Consider the following 24,091-nt stretch of genomic DNA (forward strand, 5'->3'; position numbering starts at 1 on the left):
CCGAGGAGCACCCATGACCGTCACGATGCCCACCACCACGACCACGCCGGACCGCTCGCGGCGCCTCGCCGTCACCCGCGAGGGCGGCCGCATGATCGCCGAGTACTGGGACGAGCTGTTCACCGCGCGCGAGCGCGGCAAGCAGATCGTCTGGTACAACGGCGGCGCGCTCAACCCGATCTTCCAGGCGGCGGGGCTGGCCTGGTGCCACGGCGAGGCGTTCGCCGCCCGTCTCGCCGCCCAGCAGCTCGAGGGACCGGCGCAGCTGGCCGGCGCCGAGTACGGCTACAACGCGGAGCTGTGCTCCTACTCGCGCACGCACCTCGGCTGCGCGGTCCTCACCCTGCAGGGCGACGAGGGCGGCAGCACCGGGGTCGTCGGCATGCACGACCAGGCCGAGCTGGCCTCCCGCCTCCCGCGGCCGGACTTCTTCGTCAACAACTACGCCGGCTGCAGCACCGGCCAGCAGTGGGACGAGATCTCCTACCGGGTCTTCGACAAGGAGGTGCCGATCTTCAACATCTCCCACCCGTTCCTCTGGGGCAACAAGCCGGACGCCGGCTACCTCGCGGGCGAGGAGTGGGAGTCGGCCTCGCGCTACGTGCGCGACCAGCTCGTCGACCTCATCGCCTGGCTCGAGGAGCGGTCCGGCAACAGGTTCGACTGGGACCTGCTGCGCGAGTCGATGACCTACATCAAGCGTGCGGCCGAGCTGCGCCGCGAGGGTCTCGAGCTGTGCAAGGCCAAGCCCGCGCCCGCGACGTTCTGGGACTGGATCTCCTGCGTGGCCCCGATCAACTTCCTGCCCGGCGACCAGAGGCTGGTCGACTACTTCCAGGCCGTGAAGGACGAGATCCAGGACCGCATCGACAGGGGCATCTCCGGCGTCGAGAACGAGCGGTACCGCATGTACTTCGACGGGATCATGAACTGGAACAAGCTCGGGTTCCTCTCCCGCAAGTTCGCCGAGCACGGTGTCGCGGTGCTCGCCGGCCGCTACATCCAGAACGCCTTCTGGCAGGAGCCGCAGCTGATCGACACCGACGACCCGCTGCTCGGCATGGCCCAGCACTACCTGCTGTGCCCGACGAACCACGGCACGAAGACCCTCGACTACCTCACGCTGCGCGACTGCGCGGAGTACGACGTCGACGGCATCGTCTTCCACTCGACGCGCACCTGCCGCGCCTTCACCGGCCCCCAGCGCCTGCTGGCCCGGTCGGCGCAGAACAACCTCGGCATCCCGTCGATCTTCTTCGAGGGCGACGTCGCGGACGCCTCGTTCTACAAGGAGGAGATCCTCGAGAGCCGCCTCACCGCGATGTTGGAGGCCATCGACGTCAAGCGGGCGCAGGCGTCGTGACCAGCTGGCGGCGCTACCTCGGGGTCGACCTCGGCTCCACGACGGCGAAGGCCGTCGTGGTCGCGGAGGACGGCGCGATCGTGTCCTCCAGCGCGATCGCCATGGGAGCCGTCTCACGGGCGGGCATGCAGAAGGCCGTCGACGCCGCCCTCGCCGGAGCGGAGATCGCCGCCGCCGACCTGAGCGGCACCGTGTCGACGGGCTACGGCCGGCGCCTGGTGCCGGGGGCGCAGCGCACCTTCACCGAGATCACCTGCCACGCGCGGGGCACGTCGGCGATGGTCCCCGGCTGCCGCCTCGTGATCGACATCGGCGGCCAGGACTCCAAGGCGATCACGGTGGACGAGGCGGGCTTCGTGCAGGAGTTCGCCATGAACGACCGCTGCGCGAGCGGCACCGGACGCTTCTACGAGGTCCTGGCCACCTCCGTCGAGGTGCCGATCGAGGAGCTGGGTGCGCTCGCGCTCCGGGGCAGCAACGACCTCGAGATCTCCACCATGTGCGCCACCTTCGCCGAGACCGAGATCGTGTCGCTGCTCGCCCAGGACGCCCCGGTGGCCGACATCGCGTCCTCGGTGCATCGCGCGATCGCGGCGCGGACCCTGGCCCTGGTGGCCCAGGTCGGCCGGCACGAGCCCGTCGTGCTGACCGGCGGCGTCGCCCAGAACCCCGCCGCCGTCGAGTTCCTGGCCCGAGCACTCGGCACCGAGGTGCTGGTGCCCGAGCATCCGCAGATCACCGGCGCGTACGGCGCCGCGCTGCTCGCGCGCGACGCGGACCGGCGCGGTCGGCCGGTGGCGGACGACGTCGCCGGGGCGGACGGTCTGTTCCCCCGGCCGAGCGAGCCACACGCGTGCGGCAGCTGCGACGGCACCATCGGCGCCCCGGCGGGCCATCCGGTCGACCTGGGCCTGCCGCTGCGGCTGGGCGGCTGACGCCGCCCGGCCGTCGCGGCTCAGGCCGTGGTCTGCCGCACCTCGTCGAAGGTGAGGGAGCCCGCGTCGAACCGGTCGCGCAGCACGAACTTCTGGATCTTCCCGGTCGGCGTCATCGGGAGCTCCTCGACGAACGACCAGAAGGTCGGCGCCTTGTGCGGCGCGATCTGCTCGCGGACGAAGGCGGTCAGCTCGGCGACGCTCGGCCGGTCGTGCCCGGCGCGGATGCAGAGGACCGCACCCACCTGCTCGCCCCACCGCTCGTCGGGGACGCCGATGACCGCGGCCGTCTCGATCGCCGGGTGGTCGAGCAGGACGGCCTCGATCTCGGCCGGGTAGAGGTTCATGCCACCCCGCACGATCATGTCCTTCGCACGGCCGGTGACCCGCAGGAAGCCACGCTCGTCCATCGAGCCCACGTCGCCCATGTGCAGCCAGCCGTCGGCGTCGACGGTCATCGCGGTCTCACCCGGCATGTCGTAGAAGCCGAGCATGTTCTGGTAGCCGCGGACGCAGATCTCACCGGGCTCGCCGATCGGGAGCGGCTCCCCGCTGCCCAGCCCGGCGATCTTCACCTCCAGCTGCGGGAGCGGCTGGCCGACCGTGTCCGCCTGGTCCTCCGGGGCGTCCGTGATCCGGGTCTGGCTGATCACCCCGTGCGTCTCGGTCTGCCCGAAGAGGATGGAGAACCGGCACCCCAGCTGTGCCATGGTCCGCCGCACCAGCGCCGCGGGGACGGAGGCCGCGCCGCTGAGGACCGTCTTGAACGAGCTCAGGTCGCGGGTCGCGGCGTCCGGGTGGTCGAGCAGCGCGATCAGCATGGTGGGGACGACGAGGGAGTGCGTGCCGCCGTACGTCTCGACGGCCTCCAGCAGCTGCGCGGGATCGAAGCCCGGGAGGAGCACGAAGGTGCCGCGCCTGGCCCAGGCGCCGAAGGAGGTCACCGCGCCCCCGCCGATGTGGTACATCGGCATCGCGTTGACGTAGACGTCGCCGTCGTCGAACCCGGCGCGCTCGGCGACGAACGTCGCCTCGTTGACCAGACCCATGTGGTGGAGCATCGCGCCCTTCGGGAAGCCGGTCGTGCCCGACGTGTACTGGACCTGGATCATGTCCCGCGGGTCGATCTCCGGCAGTGCCGTGGCCGGGTCGGCGCTCGCGAGGAAGGCACTCCAGTCGCCGAAGGAGTGCACGTCGCGTACCTCCGGGAGCTCGTCGCGGATTCCCTCGACCATGGTGCGCATGTCGAAGCCGCGGTGGTCGTCGACACAGAAGACGGCGACCGCGCCGGACTGCTGCAGGACGAACGCCATCTCCCGGGTCCGGTACGCCGGATTGAGGGCCACCAGCACCATGCCGGCCATCGCCACGCCGTGCTGGAGCACGATCCAGTCGGCGCTGTTGGGCGCCCAGACCGCGATCCGGTCGCCTCGCGCGTAGCGCTGGAGCAGGGCGCGCGCCGCCCGCTCGGCGTCCGCCACCAGCTCGGCGTAGCTCCACGTCCGCCGCAGCTCCGGGTCCGGCACGCAGTCGACCAGCGCCAGTCGGTCCGGGACCGTGGCCGCTGCGTTCCGCAGCACTTCGCACACGGTGACCGCGCGCACTTCGCCGGGCTCCGCCGGCCAGTAGGAGGTCTTCATCATCGTCCGCTCCTGTTGCCCTGTCCTATGGTCGTCGATCACCCGTCGAGTGACCCGCGTCACTCAAAAGGTAAGACCAAAATGCTCGACATTCAAGGGCACTCAGTGACCATAATTGTAGAAATCCACAGGAGGCCCGCATGCCCGTCCCGCTCGTCCGCAGCCACGCCGACTCCGCTGTCCTCATCGCCGGCGGCACCTCCGGTGTCGGCCTCGCCACCGCCGTGGCCTTCACCGATGCGGGCGTACGACGCATCGCCCTGCTGGGCCGCAACCCCGACCGCGGCGCGGCCGCACGCCAGCAGGTCGCCGACCACTGCCCGGACGCCCGGGTCGAGTTCCTGCCCTGCGATGCGGGCGAGCTGACGCAGGTCGTCGACGCGGTCGGCAGCGCCCATGAGCTCCTCGACGGACTCGACGTGCTGGTCAGCTCCACCACGACGGCGTACCGCCCCGACCTCCTGCACCGCACCGACCCGGCGGACCTCGAGCGCATCCTCGTCGGCCAGGCCGTGCCGCCGATGCTGCTGACCCGCGTCGTATTGCCCTACCTGCAGGAGCAGGGCGGCGGCAGCATCGTCAACATCGCCTCCGACGCCGCCAAGGTCCCCACGCCGGGCGAGGCCGCGCTCGGTGCCGCCATGGCCGCGATCGTCGTCTTCAGCCGCGTCGCCGCGCTCGAGGCCAAGCGCGACGGCGTGCGCGTCAACGTGCTCACGCCGTCCCTGATCGCGGGGACGGCGACCGCGGCCAACGTCCTGCGCGACGGCTTCAGCAGGAAGCTGTTCGAGAAGGCGGCCGGCCAGGCGCACCTGGGCGTCGCCGAGCCCGCCGACCTCGCGGCGATGGCGGTGTTCCTCGGCGGACCGGCCGCTGCGCGCGTCACGGGGCAGGCGATCAGCGTGAACGGCGGGGTCTCGATCGCCTGACGGCCCGTGCACCGAGCGCGCTCCGCGTGCTCAGGCCGACTCGTCCACGATCTGCCAGAAGCGGGCGTGGGCCCTGCGCGCCCACCTCCGCCGGCGCTCGCGCAGCAGGGCAGCCGCCTCCCGTCCCACCCACTCCGGGAGAAGCGCCGACGGCAGCTGCGGGTCCCTGCGCATGAACCGCTGCTGGAGGTTGAGCAGGTCCAGGTAGGTGAGCAGGACGGCGTCGGGACCGTCGGGCTCGGGGGCGTCGGCCTCCTGGTCGATGAAGCGCCGGTACTGCGCGGCGAGCTCGGTCAGGTCCCACGACCGGTCGACCAGCTGAGCATCCGTCATGCCCACTCCCGCGGTGGGGCCGGTGACGGCCACCGCGGTGTCCTCCAGGCCCAGATCGGCGATCAGCCGCTGGAGCTCGGGCGCGCGCTCGTTGTGGGGGCTGACCCACAGCCCCGGCGTGGGGTTGCCCATCCCGAGCCAGTCGAGGCCGCCGTACAGGCGCTTCCGGGTGGTGCGCTGCTGCTGGGGCACGCTGACATACAGGAAGAGCCAGCGCCGGTCCCATCCGTCGTCGGCGGCCAGGTAGGTCTCGGAGCGCCGCACGCCCTCGGCCACCAGCTCCCGGCCGTGGCCGGCCAGCTGCCAGCGGACCGACCGGCCGACACGCTCGCGCTCCAGCCAGCCGGCGGCCGCCGACCGCGCCAGCACCTGGCGGCCGGCGTGGTCCTCGATCCCCAGCCCGCCCAGCACGCGGAGCAGCGCCGTCGTCCATGCCCCCTCGGGACGGTCGGGCAGCATCTCGCCGGCCATCGTCAACAGCAGGGAACGTGCGCTCGGCGGGGCAGCAGGGGCTGCCCACCCCGCTGGCTCGGCAGTACCAGTCCATCGGCCATGAGCACATGCAATCAGCCCGGCGCGCCCGGAGAGCGCAGGGTCCACCGACGGCGCGGGGCGTGCCCGTCCCGCGGCTCACCCGCGCTCCGCGCCGGTCCAGTCGAGAACGCTGCCCACCTCCTCCCCCAGCCCGTCGACATAGGCCTGGACATGTCGCTCCATCCGCCGGCGCGCGACCTGGCGGTCTCCGCGGCGGACGGCGGCCGTGATCGCCTCGTGGGCGCGACAGGTGTCGGCCCGGACCTGCGCGTCGACCGTGCCGACATAGCCGGTCGAGTCGTAGATGAGCTCCGCCAGGGCCTCCATCAGCCCGGACAGCAGCTCGTTGCCCGAGGCCCGAGCGACGGCCATGTGCCACTCCACGTTGGCGCGCAGGAAACGGCTCACATCGCTGGTCTCGCGCATCAGCCGGTTGCTCGCCTCCAGCTCCCGCAGTGCGGGCTCGGTACGCCGTACCGCCGCCAGGCCGGCGCAGGGAGGCTCGATGGTCGCCCGCGTCTGCAGGAGCGCGGACAGCGAGACCTCGCTGCGGCGCACCACGAGGCGTACCGAGGCCGCGAGCTGGTGGCCGGTCGGACGGCGGACGACCGCCCCACCGCCCCGCCCGGCCCGGATCTCGACGAAGCCACGCACCTCGAGCACCCGCAGCGCCTCGCGCACGGACGTCCTGCTCAGTCCGGTCTGCACCACCAGGGCTCGCTCCGGCGGGAGGGCCATCCCCTCGCGGAGCTCGCCCCTGCTGATCCTGGCCGCCAGGTCCTCGGCCAGCACGTCGCTGGCCTTGGGGACGTGGAGCGGCCGCAGCAGTGCCGGGCCTGTCGGATCGGGGCCTGTCGGATCGGGGCCGGTCGGATCGGGGCCTGTCGGATCGGGCGGGGGTGGGACCCTGCCGGTGGTGCTGCTCATCGGACTCACCCCCACCCGCCCGTCACCGGCGCCGACGCCCGATCAGCCGAGCCGGCACGCCGGGTTGGCCTCGGGGTTGTTCTCCGACGCCGGGATCGCCGCGGTCGCGACGAGCGCGAGCGAGCCGTCGTCGGTCTTCTCCACCGTGCCGACGTAGGTCGGCGCCTCGATCTGGTGGTCCTCCGCCCGCAGCGTGACCTGGCCCTGGATGGAGTCGAAGCTCAGGCCCTCGAGGGCCTTCGCCACGTCGCCGGGGGCGATGCTGCCGGCCTTCTCGATGCCGGCGAAGATCGCCTGCATGCCGAGGTAGCCGTTGCCGATGTTCTCCGTCGGGGCCGAGCCGTTCTTCGCCGTGTAGGCCTCGACGAACGCCTTCGTGCCCGGGGTGTCGGCGGTGGGGATCCAGGAGTTGGTGCCGAGCGCACCCACCAGCCGCTCGTCGTCGAGGGCGGCGAGCGTGGTCGACGACAGGCCGGTGTTGACCAGGACCTTGTCGTACTTCTGGAGCACGCCGAACTGGAGCGCCTGCTTGAGGAAGTTGATCGCGTCGCTGCCGGCGAGCGACACCACGAGGCCGCCCTCGCCGCCGAGCTGGCTCAGGTAGCTGCCGAAGTCCGTCGTGCCGAGCGGCGAGAAGAGCTTGGCGTTGAGCTTGCTGCCGTCGGCCTCGAGGGTCTTCTCGACACCACTGGTGCTGGCCTGGCCGAAGGAGTAGTCCGCGGCGATGCTGTCCCACTGCGGCAGGTCCTCCTCGGTCAGCCAGTAGGCCAGCGTGTTCACGCCGGCGCTGTCGTTGGCGGTGACCCGGAAGTAGCGCGAGGTGCAGGACTTCCCGGTGAGGTCGTCGCTCTGCCCCTGCGTGCCGATCATCAGTGCGTCCCACGCCTCGAGCTTCGGCGTGACGGCGGCCATCTCGGGCGACGACACCATGCCGATCACGAAGCGGGCGTTCTTCTCCTGCACCAGTCGCTGCGTCGCCGCGAGCGCACCCTCCGGGGTGCCGAGGTCGTCGGCGAACTCCAGCTCGATCCGGTGGCCGTCGATGCCACCGTTGGCGTTCGCCTCGTCCGCCGCGAACTGGATGCCCTGGCGCTGCTCCTCTCCGTAGGCGGCGTAGGGACCGGACTCCGGCGTGACGACGGCGATCCGGATGGGACCGTCGTCGTCCTGCTTGCCGCTGTTGGCGGCGCCGCCCGAGCAGCCGGCGGTGGCGATCATCAGCCCGCTGAGGGCGGCGCCGAGGAGGACACGCTTGTTCTTCATTGGTTTCTCCGTTCAGGTGGGCCGGTCGGCCGGTCCAGCGGGTCAGACCCCGACGAGCTCGCGCAGCGTCTCGGTCGTGGTCTCTTCGATGCGGCCCTCGGCGACCGTCTCCCCCTTGAGCAGTACGGCGTACCGGTCGGCGAGACGAGTGACGAGGTCCAGGCGCTGCTCGATCAGCAGCATCGACGTCCCTGCCGCCTTGAGGCCGGCGAGGCAGTCCCCGAGAAGATCGATGACGACGGGCGCGAGTCCTTCGGACGGCTCGTCGAGGAGCAGGACGGTCGGGTTCGACATCAGCGCCCGGCCGATGGCGAGCATCTGCTGCTGTCCGCCGCTCAGATGCGTGCCGAGCGAGCCGCGGCGCTCCGCCAGGTCGGGGAACATCTCGTAGACGGCTGCGAGGCCCCACGGTCCCTTGCGCCGGGGCGCGGAGCCGACCACGAGGTTCTCCTCGACCGTCAGCGACGACAGGATCCAGCGCCCCTGCGGCACCAGGGCCGCCCCGAGGGCGGCGGCCTCGTGCGGCGCCCGGCCACGCAGTCGCCTGCCGCCGATGGTGATCGCTCCGCCACGCAGGTGCGCGATGCCGAACATCGTGTTGAGACTGGTGGTCTTGCCGACTCCGTTGGGACCGAGCAGGGCGAAGGACTCGCCCTCCGCGACCTCGAGGTCCAGACCGTCGAGGATCAGGGCGTCGTCGTAGTAGGCGCGCACGCCGTCGAAGGCCAGGACGCTGCTCATGCCGCGCTCCGGCCGAGGTAGGCCTCCACGACCCTCGGGTCGCGCCGGACCTCCTGCGGTCTCCCGTCGGCGATGACCGCGCCCTGCTCGAGGACCGTCAGCCGGTCGCAGACCCGGTAGACCACCTCGAGGTGGTGCTCGACGAGGACGACCGTCATGCCCCGCTCGCGCACGAGGCCGGCGAGGTGGTCGGCCAGCGCGATGCTCTCCTCCCGGGAGAGGCCTGCGGCCGGCTCGTCGAGGAGCACGAGGTCGGGTGCTCCGAGCAGGGCCAGCGCGATGTCGACGCGCCGCTGCTCGCCGTACCCGATCTCGGAGGGGGTGAGCGGGAGCGACGGGCCGAGCGCCAGGGCGGCGACCACGGCGTCGACGTCCTGCTCCCCGACCAGGCGTCCGGCGACGTCCAGCTGATCGGCGACCGTCAGGTCCGGGTAGACGCTGATCCGCTGGAAGGAGCGGGCGATGCCGAGATGCCTGCGGCGCGGCGCGGCCATCCTGGTGATGTCGCGCTCACGGAACCGGACCGACCCGCTCGTGGGGCGCTGCCGACCGGAGATCAGGTCGATGCAGGTGCTCTTGCCGGCGCCGTTGGGGCCGATCAGGCCGTGGATGGACCCCTCGGCCACGTCGAGGGACACCTGGTCGACGGCCTTCACGCTGCCGTAGGCGAAGGACAGGTCATCGAGCTGCAGCACGGCGGCCTCCTGGGGCGGGACGGGGACGGGGACGGGTCCGGTTCCTTCCGGGACCGCGACGGGAGGCGGCTCCGCGCTGCCTCGAAACCGCGCTCCAGCAGCTCGACACAGCCGCCGGGCGCGACCAGGACCACCACGATCAGCACCAGTCCGATCACCGCCTGGTAGTGATTGCCGCTGCCGGCGAGGTAGCTCTGCAGCACGACGAACAGGACCGCGCCGAGCGGGGGCCCGAGGACGCTGCGCACGCCGCCGATCACCGCGACGATGAGCGCGATGCCCGACGTCGACCAGAACAGCGCCGAGAGCGAGATGAAGCTGGTCGTCACCAGGTTGAGCGTTCCTGCGACGCCGGCGACGGCGCCCGAGACGGTGAAGGCCAGCACCCGCGGCCAGTAGGTGGCGTATCCGGAGAAGCGCATCCGCTCGGCGTTGTCGCGGATCGACGCGAGCCGCCGGCCCCACATGGTGCGGCTCAGCGCCCAGAGCGCCGCGACGACCGTCATCAGCACGCCCCACACCAGCGGCCACGCGTCGACCGGGTTCCCGTACATCACGACGTCCTTGCCGAGCAGGGTGCCCTTGAGCTGCACGTTCAGGCCGTCGGAGCCGCGCGTGATCGAGTGGAGCTGACCGCCGGCGACCCAGACCAGCATCCCGATGGCGAGCGTGAGCATCGCGAAGGCGATGCCGGGCACCCTGATGGTCACCAGTCCGACCACGAACGCCGCGACGGTGCCGCAGGCGACACCCGCCGCCAGGGTCAGGCCGATCGGCAGGTCCGCCTCCTGGGCGACGTACGACGTGGCGTAGCCGGCGATGCCGTAGAACGCCGCGTGCCCGAAGCTGAGCTGACCGGTCTGGCGCAGCAGCCAGCCGATGCTGAGGGCGAGCAGGCCCAGCACCACGGCCTGCTGAGCCAGCTGGAGCTGGTAGAGGGAGACGACCCAGGGTGCGCCCAGCCCCGCCGCCGCGAGGCCCGCCCAGGCGACCGCCTGCCAGCGGGCCGCGCGGTTGCGCCTGCGCAGGGTCGCGGCGACGGTCGGCTGCCCGCTCACAGCGCCGTCCTCCGTCCTGCGATGCCCTGGGGCCGCAGGAGCAGCACCACGAGCATCAGCAGGTAGGGCACGTACGCGGCCAGGGTCGGCACCTGCACCGTCGCCAGGGCGTTGGCGAGGCCGATCAGGAGCGCGGCGACCATCGGCCCGCCGATGCTGCCGAGACCGCCGACGACGACCACGATGAACGTGGTGATCAGGATCTCCGCCCCCATCGAGGGCGACAGGGTCAGGTAGGGGCCGGCGAGGACTCCGGCCAGCCCGGCCAGCCCGAAGCCCAGCGCCACGACGGTCGCGCTGACCCGGTCGACGTTGATGCCCATCGCCCCCGCCGTCACCCGGTCGTCGCCGGATGCCCGGACGAACAGGCCGGTGCGCGACAGCTTGAGCCACGCGACCAGACCGGCGCAGACCAGGAGGCCTGTGGCGATGACGAACAGCCGGTAGGTCGGATAGGTCGCGAACCCCAGGTCGGTGCTCCCGGCGAGCACCCGGGGAGGATCGATGGTCCGGGCGTGCGTGCCCCAGAAGGTCTGCACGACGTCGGCGACGACGAATGTGATGCCGAAGGTCAGCAGCACCATGTCGAGCGGGCTGCGGCCGACCAGGAAGCGGAGGCCGAAGCGATCGACGAGGAGGCCGGCCACCGCGAGCAGGATCGGCACGGTGACCAGCGCGACCCAGAACGACGTCCGGTCCGAGATCGAGAGGGCGACGTACGCCGCGAGCATGTAGATGGCGCCGTGGGCGAAGTTGACGACGCCCCGGAGTCCGAAGATCAACGCCAGTCCCGAGGAGAGGACGAGCAGGAGGACGCCGAACGCGAGACCGTTCAGCACCTGGACGAGCATGGCACCTCCAGTGGTGGCCGATGGGGGTGGAGACGGGTGGGCGGGACCGCCCGCGGACCGGTCGGTCCGTGGCAGCGGGAGAAGGGGCGACGCCGGGCTAGGGCGCCTCGACCGGGGACGTCATGAGACCGGCTCCGCGATCCGGAGCCGGGTGGCGAACTCGAAGCCGGCGACGGCCTGGGCGAGCCCCTCGACCACGTCGGGATCCGTGACGGTCACGTCGACCGCGAGCCGCGGCCCGGACCGGTCCAGGTCGACCGTCGCCGAGGGGTCGTGGGAGCGGGCGAGGTCACCGACCACGCGCCTGACGGCGTCGGCGCGCAGCGCCGGCTTCGCGACCTTGCCGACCGGGGTCAGCGGGATCTCGTCGATCACGATGACCTCGACCGGCACGGCGGCGCGCTCGTGGACGTGCTCCCGACAGTGGGCGAGGAGCTCCTCCGGATCCGCCACGACACCGTCGCGGGCCTGCACGTAGGCGATCGGGAGCTCGCCCTTGGCGAGGTCGGGGCGACCGACCGCGGCAGCGAGGCGGACGGCCGGGTGGCTGATCAGGGCGTCCTCGATCTCCTTGGGGTCGATGTTGTGACCGCCACGGATGATCAGGTCCTTCGCCCGCCCGAAGACCCAGACGTAGCCGTCCTCGTCGACGGTGCCCACATCGCCCGTGCTGGCCCAGCGGGCCCCGGCCGGCACCTCGCCGGGCACACCGGACGGGAGGAGCTCGTCATCGCGGGAGGCGTCGTGGTAGCCGGCGGCGACCGTGGGCGTCGCGGTGAGCAGGACTCCGCGCTCCCCCACCTGGCAGTCGCGGATCCAGCGACCGTGCTCGTCGAGCTCCACCGCCTTGACGCGCACGAAGGGCAGCGGCCGACCCACCGAGCCGACCCGCGGCTGCTCGCTGCCGCCGAAGTGCCCCGTCGTCGTGCCGTGGAGCTCCGTCATCCCCCAGTTCTCGCGGAGCCAGATGCCGAAGCGGTCGTGGAAGGCGCGCACCAGCTCCATCGGCACCGCGCTCCCGCCGACGTGGAAGTCGCGGATGACGCAGCCCTCCGCGCTCCCGGGGCCGTGCAACAGCGCGAGGGCGGTCGTGGGCGTGGCCAGCAGGGACGTCACCCGGTAGTGGCGGGCGATGTCCCAGAACGCGGCGACGGCCTGCTGGGACCGGAAGCCCACCTGGGTCAGCGTCAGCAGCGTGCCGCCGAACACGACGGTGCGCAGGCCGAGCGAGATCGTCCCGCCGCAGTGGAAGTTGGGCATGCCGTGCGCGGTCACGCCGTCCGGCTCGTTGCCCATCAGGGCACCGACGTTCCAGCTGACCTGGAGCTGCCCGCCCTGCGACAGCCGGACCAGCTTCGGTGCCCCCGTCGTACCGCCGGTGGGCATCACCAGTGCGTCCCGCCAGGGGTCCGGGTCGGGGACGAAGGCGAGCCCGTCGCCGTGCTCCGCGGCGCGCGAGGCCAGATCCGTCCGGGGGTCCGCGTCGTCGACACAGAGCACGTCGACCAGCGTCGGCACGAGCGCTCGCACCGCATCGGCGCCGCCCTTCGCCTCCAGGATCTCGCGGGTCGTGACCAGCGCGGTCGCCCCGGTGTCGCGCAGGATCGCGGCAACGGGCGCCAGGTCGAGGAAGGGGTTGACCGGCACACCGACGCCGGCGGTCTGCGCACCCCACAGGGCGCTCAGGCCCTCCGGCACCATCGGCAGCATCAGCCCGACGACCGACGGCGAGGTGCCGGCGAGCGCGCGGAAGAGGTTGGCCGTCGCCTCGACGTCGGCGACCAGCCGGGCGTAGCCGACGGTCCGGACGGGCTGCAGGAAGTCGGGCGCCTCGATCTGGAGGATCGCCGGCTTGTCGGGGTGCTGCGCGGCGACGTGGCGGAGGCAGTCGAGGATCGTGTCGGCCGGAAGGCCGGCGCCTCCCTCGGCCTCGATCGCGGCGACGTCGGCGGCGGTCCGGATGCGGCGACGGCGCAGGATCCGCTCAGGCAACGGAGATCCCCCCGTTCACGCTCACGACCTGGCCGGTGATCCGACGGGACCGGGGCGAGGTCAGGAACAGCGCCGCCTCGGCGAGGTCCTCCGGCTCGGTGAGGCCGAGCGCCGCCTGCCGGGTGATCTTGTCGAAGATGCGCCTGCTGAACTCCTGGGCCATCGCCCGGTCGTACGACGCCGTGTTGACGATGAGCGACGGGGTGAGCACGTTGACCCGGATCCCGTCGCGTTTGGCCTCGACGGCGAGGGTCTGCGAGAAGGTCACGATCGCCGCCATCGCCGCACCGATGCCGGTCTCCCCGGGCGTCGGCACCTTGGCGGCGTCGCTCGCGATGTTGACGATGGCGCCGGCTCCCGCCTCGCGCATGTACGGCAGGACGGCCCGGGTCATGAGGAGCGGTCCCAGAGCCTGCTCGACCAGCACGTCACGCAGCTGCTCGATCGCGATGTCGTGCAACAGGGTCGGCTGGTAGGGCGCCACCGTGGAGCAGACGAGCACGTCGATGCCTCCGAGCAGGCGCCGCGCGGTGGCCGCGGCGTCGAGCGCCCCCTCCGCGGTGTTGAGATCGGCCGCGACGAACTCGACCCGCGCACCCGGGGCACGGTCGAGCACCGCCTCGACGGCCCGCTTGCCGCGCATCTCGTCGCGTCCGACCAGGACGAGATCGGTGCACCCGGCGAGCGCGTACGCGATGCCCGTCGCCAGGCCGACGCCCGAGGTGCCTCCGGCGACGACCACCCGCTGTCCGCTGAACTCGCCTGCCGTCCGGCCCTGCTGCGCCATCGTGCTCTCCGTCCCGCAATGTTCAGAAACACCGCTGCTGCTGAATCTCAGACCTTTTCTGGATGTCGTGTGACCCCAGTCACGCCGAGGGCGTGCGACGAAGGTAGACCCACGTTAGACAGAAAGCAACCCTCAATGTAGAAAATTGTAGAACCTCAAAGGGTGGTGACTTCTCCAGCCGCCGGCCCCGACGACCGGAGACTGCCGGTCGGGGGCGGTGGCAGCATGGACATCCCCGCGCCCCGAGGAGGCCCCCATGCCGACCACCGCCACCTTCCCCTCGCCGACCGACGGCACCGCCATCGCGACGTACGGCTGGGGCGACGAGGTCGCCGCGCCGCGCGGCGTCGTCCAGATCGCCCACGGCATCGCCGAGCACGGGCTCCGCTACGACCGGCTCGCCCGGGCGCTCGTCGGGGCCGGGTACGTCGTGCGCGCGGTCGACCACCGCGGCCACGGCCGATCGGTCGGCTCGGCCGACGAGCTCGGGCACTTCGACTTCACCGCCCTGGTGGCCGACGTGGCCGCCTTCGGCGCCTCCCTGTGCGCCGAGCATCCCGGACTCCCGCTGTTCCTCGTCGCCCACTCCATGGGCTCCTTCGCCGCGCAGGCCGTGATCCTCGACCATGCCGATCAGTACGCCGGCGTGGTGCTCTCCGGCTCCACCGCGCTCGACGTGCTCGCCGCGGAGCTGTCGAAGGCCGAGGGACCGGTCGGGCTCGAGGCGTTCAACGCCGGCTTCGAGCACCGCACGGGCTACGAGTGGCTGTCCCGCGACGAGGCCGAGGTCGACGCGTACGTCGCCGACCCGCTCTCCGGCTTCGACCTCCCCGACGACGCCGTCCCCCAGCTCTTCGCCGGTGCCGCACGGCTGGGCGACCCCGCCGCTCTCGCGGCCATCCGGGACGACCTCCCGATCCTGGTGACCTCCGGCGACGCGGACCCGATCTCAGGCGCCGGCCAGCTCGTCCAACTGCTCGGCCAGCGCTACCGGGACGCCGGGCTGACCGACGTGACGGTCACGCTGTACCCCGAGGCGCGCCACGAGATCTTCAACGAGACCAACCGCGACGCGATCACCGCGGACGTCGTCGCCTGGCTCGACGCCCACGCATGAGGCGGGCCCAAGGCCTCAGAACGTGTTTAAGAAGGTCCTGACCTGCTGCGCGCCGCCCCGTCGGCGCCTCGCGGCGTTGCAGATGCTCGATGGTGCAACCAGACCGCCGTCGCATCTAGGTCTGAACGAAGTGGCCTTGGCGAGACACTCGACGGATGCGACGCTCGCTACGGCCAGGACTTCTCAAACACGTTCTCAGTCCAGCGTCGGCCGATAGCGGTACGACGACGACCGGGTCAGCGCGAACTCGAAGATGCCGGATCCCGGCCGCCCCTCCCAGTCGAACGAGCAGAGCCGGTCGGTCAGCGAGGAGTCGAGCGTGCGCTGGGTGACCGACCCGTCGAGCGGGTAGACGTCGCTCTCGAGATGGTCCCGACCCAGCGCCTTGCCGTGGTGACCGCCGTACCCGCCGCCGGCCATGTAGCCGCCGCCGGCGGAGGCGTCGGTGTCGATCGGGTAGACCGCACCGGACGCGGTGGTGACCTGGACCCGTCCGGACCTGAGGTCGAGCTGGTCGTCGAAGACCAGGTCGTGACGTACGTCGACGATCTCGTCGAGCGTGCCGTCGGTGTGCATGACCGCGCCCTCCAGGAGGATCCGGCCGCCCTCGCGGGTCTCGACGAGCAGGAAGCCGACGGAGCGGTCCTCGAACTGGGCCTGGTACCAGATGTGCAGGCCCTGCCCGCCGGCCATGGTGCGCACGCCGCGGGAGCGGTCGCGCTGGCTGTACCAGCGCTCGACCTTGTGCTCCTCGCCGTCGACGGCGACCGTGCCGGAGACCCAGCCGGACTGGAACAGGTGCGAGAACGACGTCGTCTCCCCCGAGGAGTTCGTGACGTCGATGTCCCCCCACCAGGCGGGGGTGCGCGCCTCCCAGAGCAGGTCGAAGGTCAGCCCGGTGGGGTTGTCGGCCAGGGCGACCCGCCAGGTCTGGTTGGGCGCGAGCACGGTGTAGCTGAACGGTCCGCAGGTCCCGGGCGCGCTGGCGGACAGCTCGGTCGAGTAGCGCACATTGCGTTGCTCGGTCGCCGTCGAGAGGATCGTGAACCCGTCCACGGTGTCGCGCACCGGGTGCAGGCCGAGTCCGAAGAGGATCGACGGCGTCGTCGCGTCGGTGCGGTGCACGTTGAAGACGAAGCGGTCGAAGAAGCGCTCGGGCAGGCCGGCGGCCTCCTCGGGACGGATGATCTCGTCGTGGAACTTCTCGTACGAGCGATTGCTCATCGGGACTCCTCAGGGTTCGGGGCGGGAGGGGGCGGCGGCAGTCCCGCCGAGCGGTGCGCGTCCTCGAGGAAGGACTGCACGAGGCGCTGGTCCGCGTAGTAGGGATCGCCGACGCCGCGCAGCGCGCGCCGGTGCCCGTACTCGTAGAGGACGGCGAGCTTCCACAGCGCCAGCGTGGTGTGCCAGCCGAGCTCGCCGAGGTCGGCGCCGGTGCGGGCGGCATAGCGCTCGGCCAGCTCCTGCCGGCCGGGATAGCCGTCCTCGAGCATCGCCAGCCCGAACCGCTCGGTCGGGTTGTACGGCTCCTCGCCGGGGACCGAGGCGAGGAAGTAGCCGAGGTCGAACAGCGGGTCGCCGAGGGTGGCGAGCTCCCAGTCGAGGACCGCCGCGATCTCGCCGGGCCGCTCCTCGGAGAGCACGACATTGCCGATCCGGTAGTCGTTGTGGACGATCGCGGTGCCCGACTCGGGCGGGACGTTCGCCTGCAGCCAGGCGTCGACCTGGGCGAAGTGCGGGGGCGGGCTGCCGTCGGCGTCCGCCACGAGCCGGGCCAGGCTGGCCCGGTGCCGGGCGTTGAAGCCCTCCGGACGACCGAAGTCGGCGAGCCCGGCGGCCCGCCAGTCCACGGCGTGCAGGTCGGCGAGGGTGTCGACGAGCGTCTCGCCGATCCGGCGGCGCGTCTCCGGGCGGTCGAGCGGCGCGGGCGTGTGCGTGGTGACGACCGGCCCGGACGCGAAGCCCATGACGTAGAAGTGGACGTCGATGACCTCGCCCGCCTCGGCCGTGGCGAGCAGCCTCGCGACCGGGACCGCCGTCTCGCCGAGCGCTCCGATCAGCCTGGCCTCGCGCAGCATGTCGTGCGCGCCGGGCGGCGTCGGCGGCGGTGGCGGCCGGCGTACGACGGTCTGCCGGCCGGCAGCGTCGGTGACCAGGAAGGTCAGGTTGGAGTGGCCGTCGCCGATCGGCTTCGTGGTCACCTCACCGGAGGTGACCGCATGCGCCTCCAGGAACGCAGCGAGCCGTCGGCGCTCGTCGGGGCTCCAGTCCCAGTCGCTCATCGCACGCGGTCACTCGCCGGTGAAGCGCGGGGCGCGCTTCTCCTTGAAGGCGGCGAGCGCCTCGGGCATGTCCTCGGTCCGCGTCATCAGCGCCTGGCCCCGGTTCTCCAGCTCGAGCGCGGCGGCGTAGGACGTGATCTCCATGTTCCGCTGGATCGCGCGCTTCGACATGCGCACGCCGGCCGGGGAGTTCCGCGAGATCTGCTCCGCCAGCTCGACCGCGGCCGCGAAGAGCTCGTCGGTCGGCACCACGCGGTTGACCAGGCCGATCCGCTCGGCCTCCTCGGCACCGACGATCCGTGCGGTGTACCCGATGTCGGCGGCCTTGGCGGGGCCGACCAGCCGGGTGAGGTGGTACGACGTGCCGAGCTCCCCGACCGAGAGGCCGACCTTGACGAATGCGGCGCTGAACTTGGCTGCCGGATCGCACAGCCGGATGTCGGCCGCCAGGGCGAGGGCGAGGCCGCCGCCGGTCGCCGGGCCGTGGACGGCGGCGATCACCGGGAACGGCAGGAAGTGGATCCCCTGGATGCCGCCGGTGGCGGTCTCCTGGAACTTGAGGAACTCGCGCACGCCCATCTCGGTGATCTCGTGGATCTCGTCGAGGTCGAAGCCGGCGCAGAAGGCCCGGGTGCCGGAACCGGTGACGATCAGCGCACGCAGGGGCGCGTCACGCAGCGCGAGCGCGGCTTCGCCGTACTCGCCGAACATCCGGATCGTCTGGCTGTTCATCCGGTCGGGCCGGTTGATCCGCAGCACCCCGATGTCGCCGGGCAGCACCTCGAAGGTGAGCTCCTGGAGGTCGGGGAAGTCGATCTTCACGGCAGTGTTCTCCTCGATCGCGGTCATCGTCGTCACTCCCCCTTGAACACGGGACGGCGCTTCTCCTTGAACGCCGCGAGCGCCTCGGGCATGTCGGAGCTGCGGGTCAACAGGGCCTGACCGCGGTTCTCGAGCTCGATCGCCGCGGCATAGGAGCCGACCTCCATGTTCGCGTGGAGGGCACGCTTGGACAGCTGCACGCCGCCGGGGCTGTTGGCGACGATCTGCCCGGCGAGTGCGAGCGCGTCGTCCACCACGCGGCCGGGCTCGGCGACGCTGTTGGCCAGGCCGATCCGTGCCGCCTCCTCGGCGAGGACCATGCGGCCGGTGAACGAGAGGTCGCTGGCCACCGCCGGCCCGACGAGGCGGGTCAGCAGCCACGAGGTGCCGAGGTCGCCCGCCGTGAGGCCGATCCGGACGAAGGCCGCGTTGAACTTCGCCTCGGGCGCGGCCAGCCGGATGTCGGCCTGCAGCGCGAGCGCCAGGCCGCCGCCGGCGGCGGCGCCGTTGACCGCCGCGATCACGGGCACCCTCATCGAGCGGACCGCGAGCAGCGCCCGCGCCGCGCGCTCCTGCTGGTTCAGCATCCCGATGGCGCCGAGGTCCGAGAGGTGCTCGGCGTCGGCGAGGTCGTAGCCGGCGCAGAAGGCCGCACCGGCACCGGTCATGACGACGACCCTCAGGTCGTCCTCCTGGTCCAGGCCGAGGGCGACGCGCTCCAGCTCGGCGAACATCACGTTGGTCATCGCGTTGTACCGGTCGGGCCGGTTCAGGGTGAGCACCACGATTCCCGGCGACACCTGCTCGACGGTCAGGGTCTCGTACGTGCGGTCGAGGCTCTTCATCGGGCCTGGCTGCCTTTCTGGTTCTCGGGGACGTCCGGGTCGATCTGCGCGATCGCTCCCGCCGTCTCCCACTCGTCGATGCGGTCCGGGGCGATACCCCAGGCGGCGAGGGCGGCACGGGTGTGCTCGCCCGGGGCGGGTGGCGGCCCGTCGACCACCGCGGCGGTCCGGCTGAACCGGGGCTGCGGCGCGGGCTGGGTGATGCCTGCGACGTCGACGAACGTTCCGCGCTCCACGTTGTGGGGGTCGCTCCACGCCTCGCGCACCTCGAGCACCGGCGAGATGCAGGCGCGGCCGGCGGACCGGGCGACCCACTCGTCCCGGGTGCGGGTCCGCACCGCGTCGGCGAAGACCTTCTTCATCTGCGGCCACTGCGACCGGTCGTTCTGGTCGGGCAGCGTCGCCGGGTCGATCCCGAGGACGTCCAGCAGGTCGGCGTAGAAGTGCGCCTCCATCGCCCCGACGGCGAGCCACCGGCCGTCGGCGGTCTGGTAGGCGTCGTAGAACGGCGCTCCGGAGTCGACGATATTCGTTCCCCGCTCGGTGCTCCAGGTCCCGTTGCTCACGAAGCCGTGGAAGGCCGCGGCGAGCAGCGCGGAGCCGTCGGCCATCGCGGCGTCGACCACCTGGCCGCGCCCGGTGCGCCGCGCCTCCCAGACCGCCGCGAGCACGCCGAGCGCAAGGAGCATCCCCCCACCGCCGAAGTCGCCGGCGAGGCTCAGCGGCGGCGTCGGCGGCTGGCCGTTGCGGCCCACCAGTGCGAGCAGGCCGCTCTGGGCGACGTAGTTGATGTCGTGCCCGACCGCCTGTGCGAGCGGACCGTCCTGGCCGTATCCGGTCATCCGGCCGTAGACGAGTCGCGGGTTCACCGCCGCGCAGTCGTCGGGCCCGATCCCGAGACGCTCGGTGACGCCGGGACGGAAGCCCTCGATCAGCGCGTCGGCGCCCGAGACGAGGTCCAGGACCACGTCGGCGCCCTGCGGGTGCTTGAGGTCCACGGCGACCGACCGTCGGCCCCGGTGCATCACCTCGGTCCGGAAGTCGGCGTTCGGCCCCACGAGCGCCGCACCGCTGGTCCGGTCGACGCGGACGACGTCCGCGCCGAGATCCGCCAGCAGCATCGCGCAGAACGGCCCCGGGCCGATGCTCCCGATCTCCACCACCCTGAGTCCCGCGAGCGGGCCCGTCAGCGCACGGTCGGCCGTCATCGACGCCATGCCACCACCTCCGCGGGCAACCGTACGCAGATTCCGAATGGTCAGACCATAACACAGAGCCGGCCCCACTGGAGACTCCTCCAGTGGGGCCGGCCGGCGGGGTCAGAGGCGGCAGTCCGGCGACGCCTGCGGCGTCGTCTGCTCGGGCGGCACCTCGCTCACGATGTCGAAGGCGTGCGCACCGTCGGCGGTCGCCTGCACCCGCCCGACGTACGCCGGGCGCAGCAGCTGGTGGTCCTCCTCCCGGACCCGGACCGGCCCGGCGATGCTGTCGAACGCCAGCCCGGAGAGGGCTTCGCGCACCTGCGCGGGGTCGGTGCTGTCGGCGGCCCGGATGCCCTCGACCAGCATCTGCGCGGCGAGATAGGTGTTGGCCTCCACGTAGTAGGGAGCGTCCCCGAACTCGTCGGTCCATGCGGCGACGAACGCCTCGTTGAGCGCGTTGTCCGCGCCCACGTCGTAGTTGACATTGGACCAGAACCCCTCGGTCTCGCCCCCGATCACGTCGAACAGCGGCTCGGAGACCATGTTCATGGTCAAGACGTCGTCGAAGCGATCGAAGAGCCGGTACTGCTCGCCCTGCTGGGCGAAGGCGACGGCGTCCGAGCCGAAGGTGACCACGAAGAGTCCCTCCGCGCCGCTCTGCTTCAGCTGGGTGATGTGGGTGCCGAAGTCCGTGGTCCCCAGTGGCGCGTACCTGGTCTCGACGACCTCGCCGCCCGCGGCCTCGACGGCCTCGGTGAAGGTCGCGGACGCGCTGTGCCCGATCGAGTAGTCGACCGCCAGCACCGCCCAGCTCCTCTCGGGCAGCTCGGCGACCTGCCGGGCGAGCGCGGCCAGGTCCATCGACGCCGAGGTCACCGACCGGAAGGCGTTGGGGCTGCAGTCCTCGCCGGTGAGCTCGTCGTCGTTCCCGGTGGCGTTGAAGTTCAGCGCGCCGAGCCCCTCGAGCTGGGCGTTCAGCGCCTGGTTCTCGGGGCCCGTCATCACGGCACCCAGGAACGACACGCCGTCCTGGGTCACGGCTCGACGGGCCTCGCGGATCGTGGTGTCGACGCTGCCGTCGGTCTCGTACACCTTGATCTCGATCGTCCGGCCGTCGACGCCGCCGTCCGCATTGACCTGCTCGGCGGCGAACCTCCAGGCCGCGACCGTGTCGGTGCCGAACTGGGCGAGCGCACCTGTCGTCGGCGGGATGAGTCCCACCACGACGGTGTCCCCGTCGGCTTCGGAGCTGCGGGAGGCCGCCCCGCAGCCGGCGGCGAGGAGGGCCGCGACGGCCAGCAGGGCGCAGACGGCCCCCGGCGGCGAGGCACTGGGATCTCCATGGTTCCTGGACCTTTCCGGTTGGGATGCTCAGCGGGTCGGGTCGAACCCGCCGAGGGGATCGAGCTGGCGCGCGTCGTCGACCTCGTGCAGCAGCGCCGCCATCGCCGCGAAGACCGCACGGCTCCAGACGATCAGCTCCTCCTCGGCGGGATCGCCCCAGCGGTGGCGCTCGCCGCCGGTCATGCCGCGGCCTCCAGCCCGACGAGCGCCGGCGGGACCGGCGGCTCCCCGGAGCGCTGCTGCAGCGCTTCCGCGGCATCGAGGACCAGGGCGTCCTCCCACCAGCGGCCCGTGATCGACAGCGACAACGGCGTGCCACGCGACGAGAGGCCGATCGGCACCGCCACGGTGGGATTGCCCACCGGGTTCCAGTACGGCGTGTGCACCGACGGCAGCGCGGTGAGCGAGTCGCCCGGGTCGAGATCCCGCAGCAACGGCGCGCCGAGGTGCCCGGTCGGCGAGACGACGAGGTCGACCTGCCCGAAGAGCGCGCGCACCCGGTCGCGCAGCAGGCGGCGTACCCGCTGCGCCTGGACGTAGTCGGCACCGGTCAGCACGTCGGCGGAGGCCAGCAGCACCCTCGTCGCCTGGCCGTAGTCCTCCCACCGGGCCCGGAGGTCGCGGGCGTGATACGCGTGCGCCTCGCACAGCATGACGACCAGGTCGATCGCCACCGCCTCGGCGTACAGGGGCAGCGTGACCTCACGGACCGCGGCACCGGCGGCGCGCAGGTGGTCGACCGCCGCATCGAACGCCTCCGGCTGTGCCGGATCGATCCCGGCCGCCGCATGGGCGTCGAGCCGGTCGACGCCGATGGTCAGCCCGGACAGGTCGCCGACGGCTCGGGACGGCCGGGGGCGGCCGGTCGACGGCGGCGCCGCCGAGTACGGATCGCCGGGGTCCTGGCCCTCCATGGCGGCCAGCAGGATCCTGCAGTCCGCGGCCGTGCGCGCCATCGGACCGACGTGGTCCAGGGAGTACCCGAGCGGCACGACACCCGTCTTGGGCACGCGGCCGAAGGTCGGCTTGAGGCCGGTCACCCCGTTGAAGGCCGAGGGGATGCGGATGCTGCCGGCGGTATCGGTCCCCACGGCACCGAGGAACATCCCGAGCGCCAGGCCCGAGGCCGATCCCGAGCTCGACCCGCCCGCCCACCGATCCGGATCCCAGGCGTTGCGGGGCACCGGGAACGGCTTGCCCGGGTCGGGGAGGCCGGTGGCGAACTCCATCGTGGTGACCTTTCCCATCACGACGGCGCCCGCGGCGCGGAGCCGGGCCGCCACGGGCGCGGTGCCGGCCGCGGCGCTCCATGCAGGGTCGAGCACCAGGCTCTGGGCCGTCGTCACCGCCCCCGCGTCCGCCACGATGTCCTTGAGCCCGACCGGGATCCCGTCCAGAGGACCACGCGACTCGCCGGCGCGCCGGCGCTCGTCGGCCTCGGCGGCGGCAGCGAGCGCGGCCCCGGGTCCCGCGAGATGAAGACGCCCGTGCCGGCGTCGAGCGCGTCGGCGCGCGCGATGGCCTGGCGGACGAGATCCGTCGAGGACAGGGCGCCGCTGTGCAGGGCATCCATCGCCGAACGGATCGTCAGGGGCGCGCTCATCGCGGGAGCCCCGGGACGGACCCGAAGCCTCTCAGCGTCATCCGGGGTACGCCGGGGATGCCGACCCGCAGCTCGCCGTGCATGTGGACGATGGCGAAGTCGATCGCCTGCCCGCGGTCGTCCCGGATCACCTGGTCCATCCACATGACCGGGTCGCCGGCGGCGATGCCGAGCAGGTCGGCGACCTCCGGATCGGCCAGCCGCGGCTGGAGGACGATGTCCTCCGAGGCGATCGTGCTCCCGGTTCCGCTCAGCATCGCGTAGAAGTCGTCGACGAAGTCGGCGGGGGTCAGCGACGCCGCCTCCTGCCGCCGCAGGTAGTTCGTGATCACGCAGGCGGGCGTGTCGTTGCGGAGCAGCACGTAGTCGATGCAGAGGCAGTCGTCCCCGTCGCCGACGCCGTCGAGGCGCTGGGCGACGGCCGACGGCGCCGGGAGCCAGGACCACTCGAGCAGCCGGATCGTGAGCCGATCCCGGCCACCGAACTGGGTGGCCATCGGCGTCCCGTGGGCCGGCAGCTGCACGTTGATGTCGAAGCTCTCGTCGGTGCAGAACGTGCCCAGGCCGCGACGGCGGCTGACGAGGCCCTCGTCCGCAAGCAGGGACAGTGCCTCGCGGACGGCGTCCCGCGGCGCGGCGAACTCGCTCATCAGCTCGGCCTCCCCACCCAGCCGTCGCTCCGGCCGCACGTCGTGGGCGGCGTCCGCGAGGGTCACACGCAGCAGGTCCCGGAGCCGTCGTACCAGCAGCCGGCGAGCCGTGGGCAGTGCCATGGAACTGCCCCATGTCCTTCGGTTCACGGTGTCGATCGCCATGGGAGGAGCGTGA

General features: G+C 72.1%; 23 protein-coding genes and 1 pseudogene. 4 read left to right on the plus strand and 20 right to left on the minus strand.

Annotated features, from left to right (window positions below; translation table 11 throughout):
- Positions 1-13: 13 nt before the first annotated feature.
- A complete protein-coding gene (locus FIV44_RS09065; protein ID WP_219996361.1) occupies positions 14-1,363 on the plus strand; it encodes a 2-hydroxyacyl-CoA dehydratase subunit D in 1,350 nt (449 codons plus the stop codon).
- Positions 1,360-2,298: an acyl-CoA dehydratase activase gene (locus FIV44_RS09070; RefSeq protein ID WP_141004149.1), complete on the plus strand. Its 939-nt coding sequence runs from the start codon at positions 1,360-1,362 to the stop codon at positions 2,296-2,298. The genes FIV44_RS09065 and FIV44_RS09070 overlap by 4 nt, the downstream gene beginning before the upstream one ends.
- Before the next feature lie 20 nt (positions 2,299-2,318).
- Here the strand turns inward: FIV44_RS09070 and FIV44_RS09075 are convergent, their stop codons facing one another.
- Complete coding sequence (locus tag FIV44_RS09075) at positions 2,319-3,941, minus strand: AMP-binding protein (RefSeq protein ID WP_141004150.1); 1,623 nt, start codon at positions 3,939-3,941, stop codon at positions 2,319-2,321.
- A gap of 137 nt (positions 3,942-4,078) precedes the next feature.
- Here FIV44_RS09075 and FIV44_RS09080 point away from each other — a divergent pair, with 137 nt between their 5' ends.
- Positions 4,079-4,867, plus strand: a complete 789-nt coding sequence (locus FIV44_RS09080) for an SDR family NAD(P)-dependent oxidoreductase (RefSeq protein ID WP_141004151.1) — start codon at positions 4,079-4,081, stop codon at positions 4,865-4,867.
- 30 nt (positions 4,868-4,897) lie between these two features.
- On the opposite strand, the gene FIV44_RS09085 is transcribed toward FIV44_RS09080, so the two are convergent.
- From FIV44_RS09085 to FIV44_RS09125, 9 genes are all read right to left on the minus strand, one after another.
- Positions 4,898-5,800 (minus strand): PaaX family transcriptional regulator C-terminal domain-containing protein, encoded by a 903-nt coding sequence (locus FIV44_RS09085; RefSeq protein ID WP_281285817.1) that lies wholly within the window; start codon positions 5,798-5,800, stop codon positions 4,898-4,900.
- A gap of 30 nt (positions 5,801-5,830) precedes the next feature.
- Positions 5,831-6,661, minus strand: coding sequence for a FadR/GntR family transcriptional regulator (locus FIV44_RS09090; protein ID WP_141004153.1), 831 nt, complete (start codon positions 6,659-6,661; stop codon positions 5,831-5,833).
- A gap of 42 nt (positions 6,662-6,703) precedes the next feature.
- Entirely contained in the window at positions 6,704-7,924 is a 1,221-nt protein-coding gene (locus FIV44_RS09095) for an ABC transporter substrate-binding protein (protein WP_141004155.1), read from the minus strand.
- A gap of 42 nt (positions 7,925-7,966) precedes the next feature.
- Positions 7,967-8,665 (minus strand): ABC transporter ATP-binding protein, encoded by a 699-nt coding sequence (locus FIV44_RS09100; RefSeq protein ID WP_141004156.1) that lies wholly within the window; start codon positions 8,663-8,665, stop codon positions 7,967-7,969.
- The gene (locus FIV44_RS09105) at positions 8,662-9,360 is read right to left on the minus strand and encodes an ABC transporter ATP-binding protein (RefSeq protein ID WP_219996362.1); all 699 of its coding nucleotides are present in this window, start codon (positions 9,358-9,360) and stop codon (positions 8,662-8,664) included. The genes FIV44_RS09100 and FIV44_RS09105 overlap by 4 nt, the downstream gene beginning before the upstream one ends.
- Positions 9,318-10,418, minus strand: coding sequence for a branched-chain amino acid ABC transporter permease (locus tag FIV44_RS09110; protein ID WP_141004158.1), 1,101 nt, complete (start codon positions 10,416-10,418; stop codon positions 9,318-9,320). Before FIV44_RS09110 ends, FIV44_RS09105 begins: the two co-directional genes overlap by 43 nt.
- Positions 10,415-11,269: a branched-chain amino acid ABC transporter permease gene (locus tag FIV44_RS09115; protein WP_141004160.1), complete on the minus strand. Its 855-nt coding sequence runs from the start codon at positions 11,267-11,269 to the stop codon at positions 10,415-10,417. Before FIV44_RS09115 ends, FIV44_RS09110 begins: the two co-directional genes overlap by 4 nt.
- Before the next feature lie 120 nt (positions 11,270-11,389).
- Positions 11,390-13,261 carry an AMP-binding protein gene (locus FIV44_RS09120; RefSeq protein ID WP_141004161.1) on the minus strand — a complete coding sequence of 624 codons (1,872 nt, stop codon included), beginning with the start codon at positions 13,259-13,261 and terminating at the stop codon, positions 11,390-11,392.
- Positions 13,254-14,048, minus strand: a complete 795-nt coding sequence (locus tag FIV44_RS09125) for an SDR family NAD(P)-dependent oxidoreductase (RefSeq protein ID WP_141004163.1) — start codon at positions 14,046-14,048, stop codon at positions 13,254-13,256. The genes FIV44_RS09120 and FIV44_RS09125 overlap by 8 nt, the downstream gene beginning before the upstream one ends.
- Before the next feature lie 256 nt (positions 14,049-14,304).
- Between FIV44_RS09125 and FIV44_RS09130 the strand changes: the two genes are divergently transcribed.
- The gene (locus FIV44_RS09130; RefSeq protein WP_141004164.1) at positions 14,305-15,165 is read left to right on the plus strand and encodes an alpha/beta hydrolase; all 861 of its coding nucleotides are present in this window, start codon (positions 14,305-14,307) and stop codon (positions 15,163-15,165) included.
- Positions 15,166-15,360: 195 nt separating this feature from the next.
- Here FIV44_RS09130 and FIV44_RS09135 read toward each other — a convergent pair whose 3' ends face one another.
- The 10 genes and pseudogenes from FIV44_RS09135 to FIV44_RS09170 form a co-directional block, all read right to left on the minus strand.
- Positions 15,361-16,389, minus strand: coding sequence for an Rv3169 family protein (locus FIV44_RS09135; RefSeq protein WP_219996363.1), 1,029 nt, complete (start codon positions 16,387-16,389; stop codon positions 15,361-15,363).
- Entirely contained in the window at positions 16,386-17,447 is a 1,062-nt protein-coding gene (locus FIV44_RS09140; protein WP_141004165.1) for a phosphotransferase family protein, read from the minus strand. Before FIV44_RS09140 ends, FIV44_RS09135 begins: the two co-directional genes overlap by 4 nt.
- Positions 17,448-17,456: 9 nt before the next feature.
- A complete protein-coding gene (locus FIV44_RS09145; protein WP_181411062.1) occupies positions 17,457-18,296 on the minus strand; it encodes an enoyl-CoA hydratase/isomerase family protein in 840 nt (279 codons plus the stop codon).
- Between the two features lie 5 nt (positions 18,297-18,301).
- Positions 18,302-19,114 carry an enoyl-CoA hydratase/isomerase family protein gene (locus FIV44_RS09150; RefSeq protein ID WP_141004166.1) on the minus strand — a complete coding sequence of 271 codons (813 nt, stop codon included), beginning with the start codon at positions 19,112-19,114 and terminating at the stop codon, positions 18,302-18,304.
- Positions 19,111-20,331 (minus strand): CaiB/BaiF CoA transferase family protein, encoded by a 1,221-nt coding sequence (locus FIV44_RS09155; RefSeq protein ID WP_141004167.1) that lies wholly within the window; start codon positions 20,329-20,331, stop codon positions 19,111-19,113. Before FIV44_RS09155 ends, FIV44_RS09150 begins: the two co-directional genes overlap by 4 nt.
- Before the next feature lie 102 nt (positions 20,332-20,433).
- Positions 20,434-21,540 carry an ABC transporter substrate-binding protein gene (locus FIV44_RS09160; protein WP_181411063.1) on the minus strand — a complete coding sequence of 369 codons (1,107 nt, stop codon included), beginning with the start codon at positions 21,538-21,540 and terminating at the stop codon, positions 20,434-20,436.
- A 147-nt stretch (positions 21,541-21,687) separates the two neighbouring features.
- Positions 21,688-21,843, minus strand: a complete 156-nt coding sequence (locus tag FIV44_RS30360; protein ID WP_181411064.1) for a hypothetical protein — start codon at positions 21,841-21,843, stop codon at positions 21,688-21,690.
- A pseudogene (locus FIV44_RS09165) lies at positions 21,840-23,066 on the minus strand (amidase); the annotation flags it as partial. The pseudogene FIV44_RS09165 and the gene FIV44_RS30360, both read right to left, overlap by 4 nt.
- Positions 23,003-23,263 (minus strand): hypothetical protein, encoded by a 261-nt coding sequence (locus FIV44_RS32020; RefSeq protein ID WP_246086896.1) that lies wholly within the window; start codon positions 23,261-23,263, stop codon positions 23,003-23,005. The gene FIV44_RS32020 and the pseudogene FIV44_RS09165, both read right to left, overlap by 64 nt.
- Positions 23,260-24,036, minus strand: coding sequence for a GntR family transcriptional regulator (locus tag FIV44_RS09170; RefSeq protein ID WP_181411065.1), 777 nt, complete (start codon positions 24,034-24,036; stop codon positions 23,260-23,262). Before FIV44_RS09170 ends, FIV44_RS32020 begins: the two co-directional genes overlap by 4 nt.
- Between the last annotated feature and the right edge of the window lie 55 nt (positions 24,037-24,091).

This window comes from Nocardioides humi (assembly GCF_006494775.1).
Classification (GTDB): Bacteria; Actinomycetota; Actinomycetes; order Propionibacteriales; family Nocardioidaceae; genus Nocardioides; species Nocardioides humi.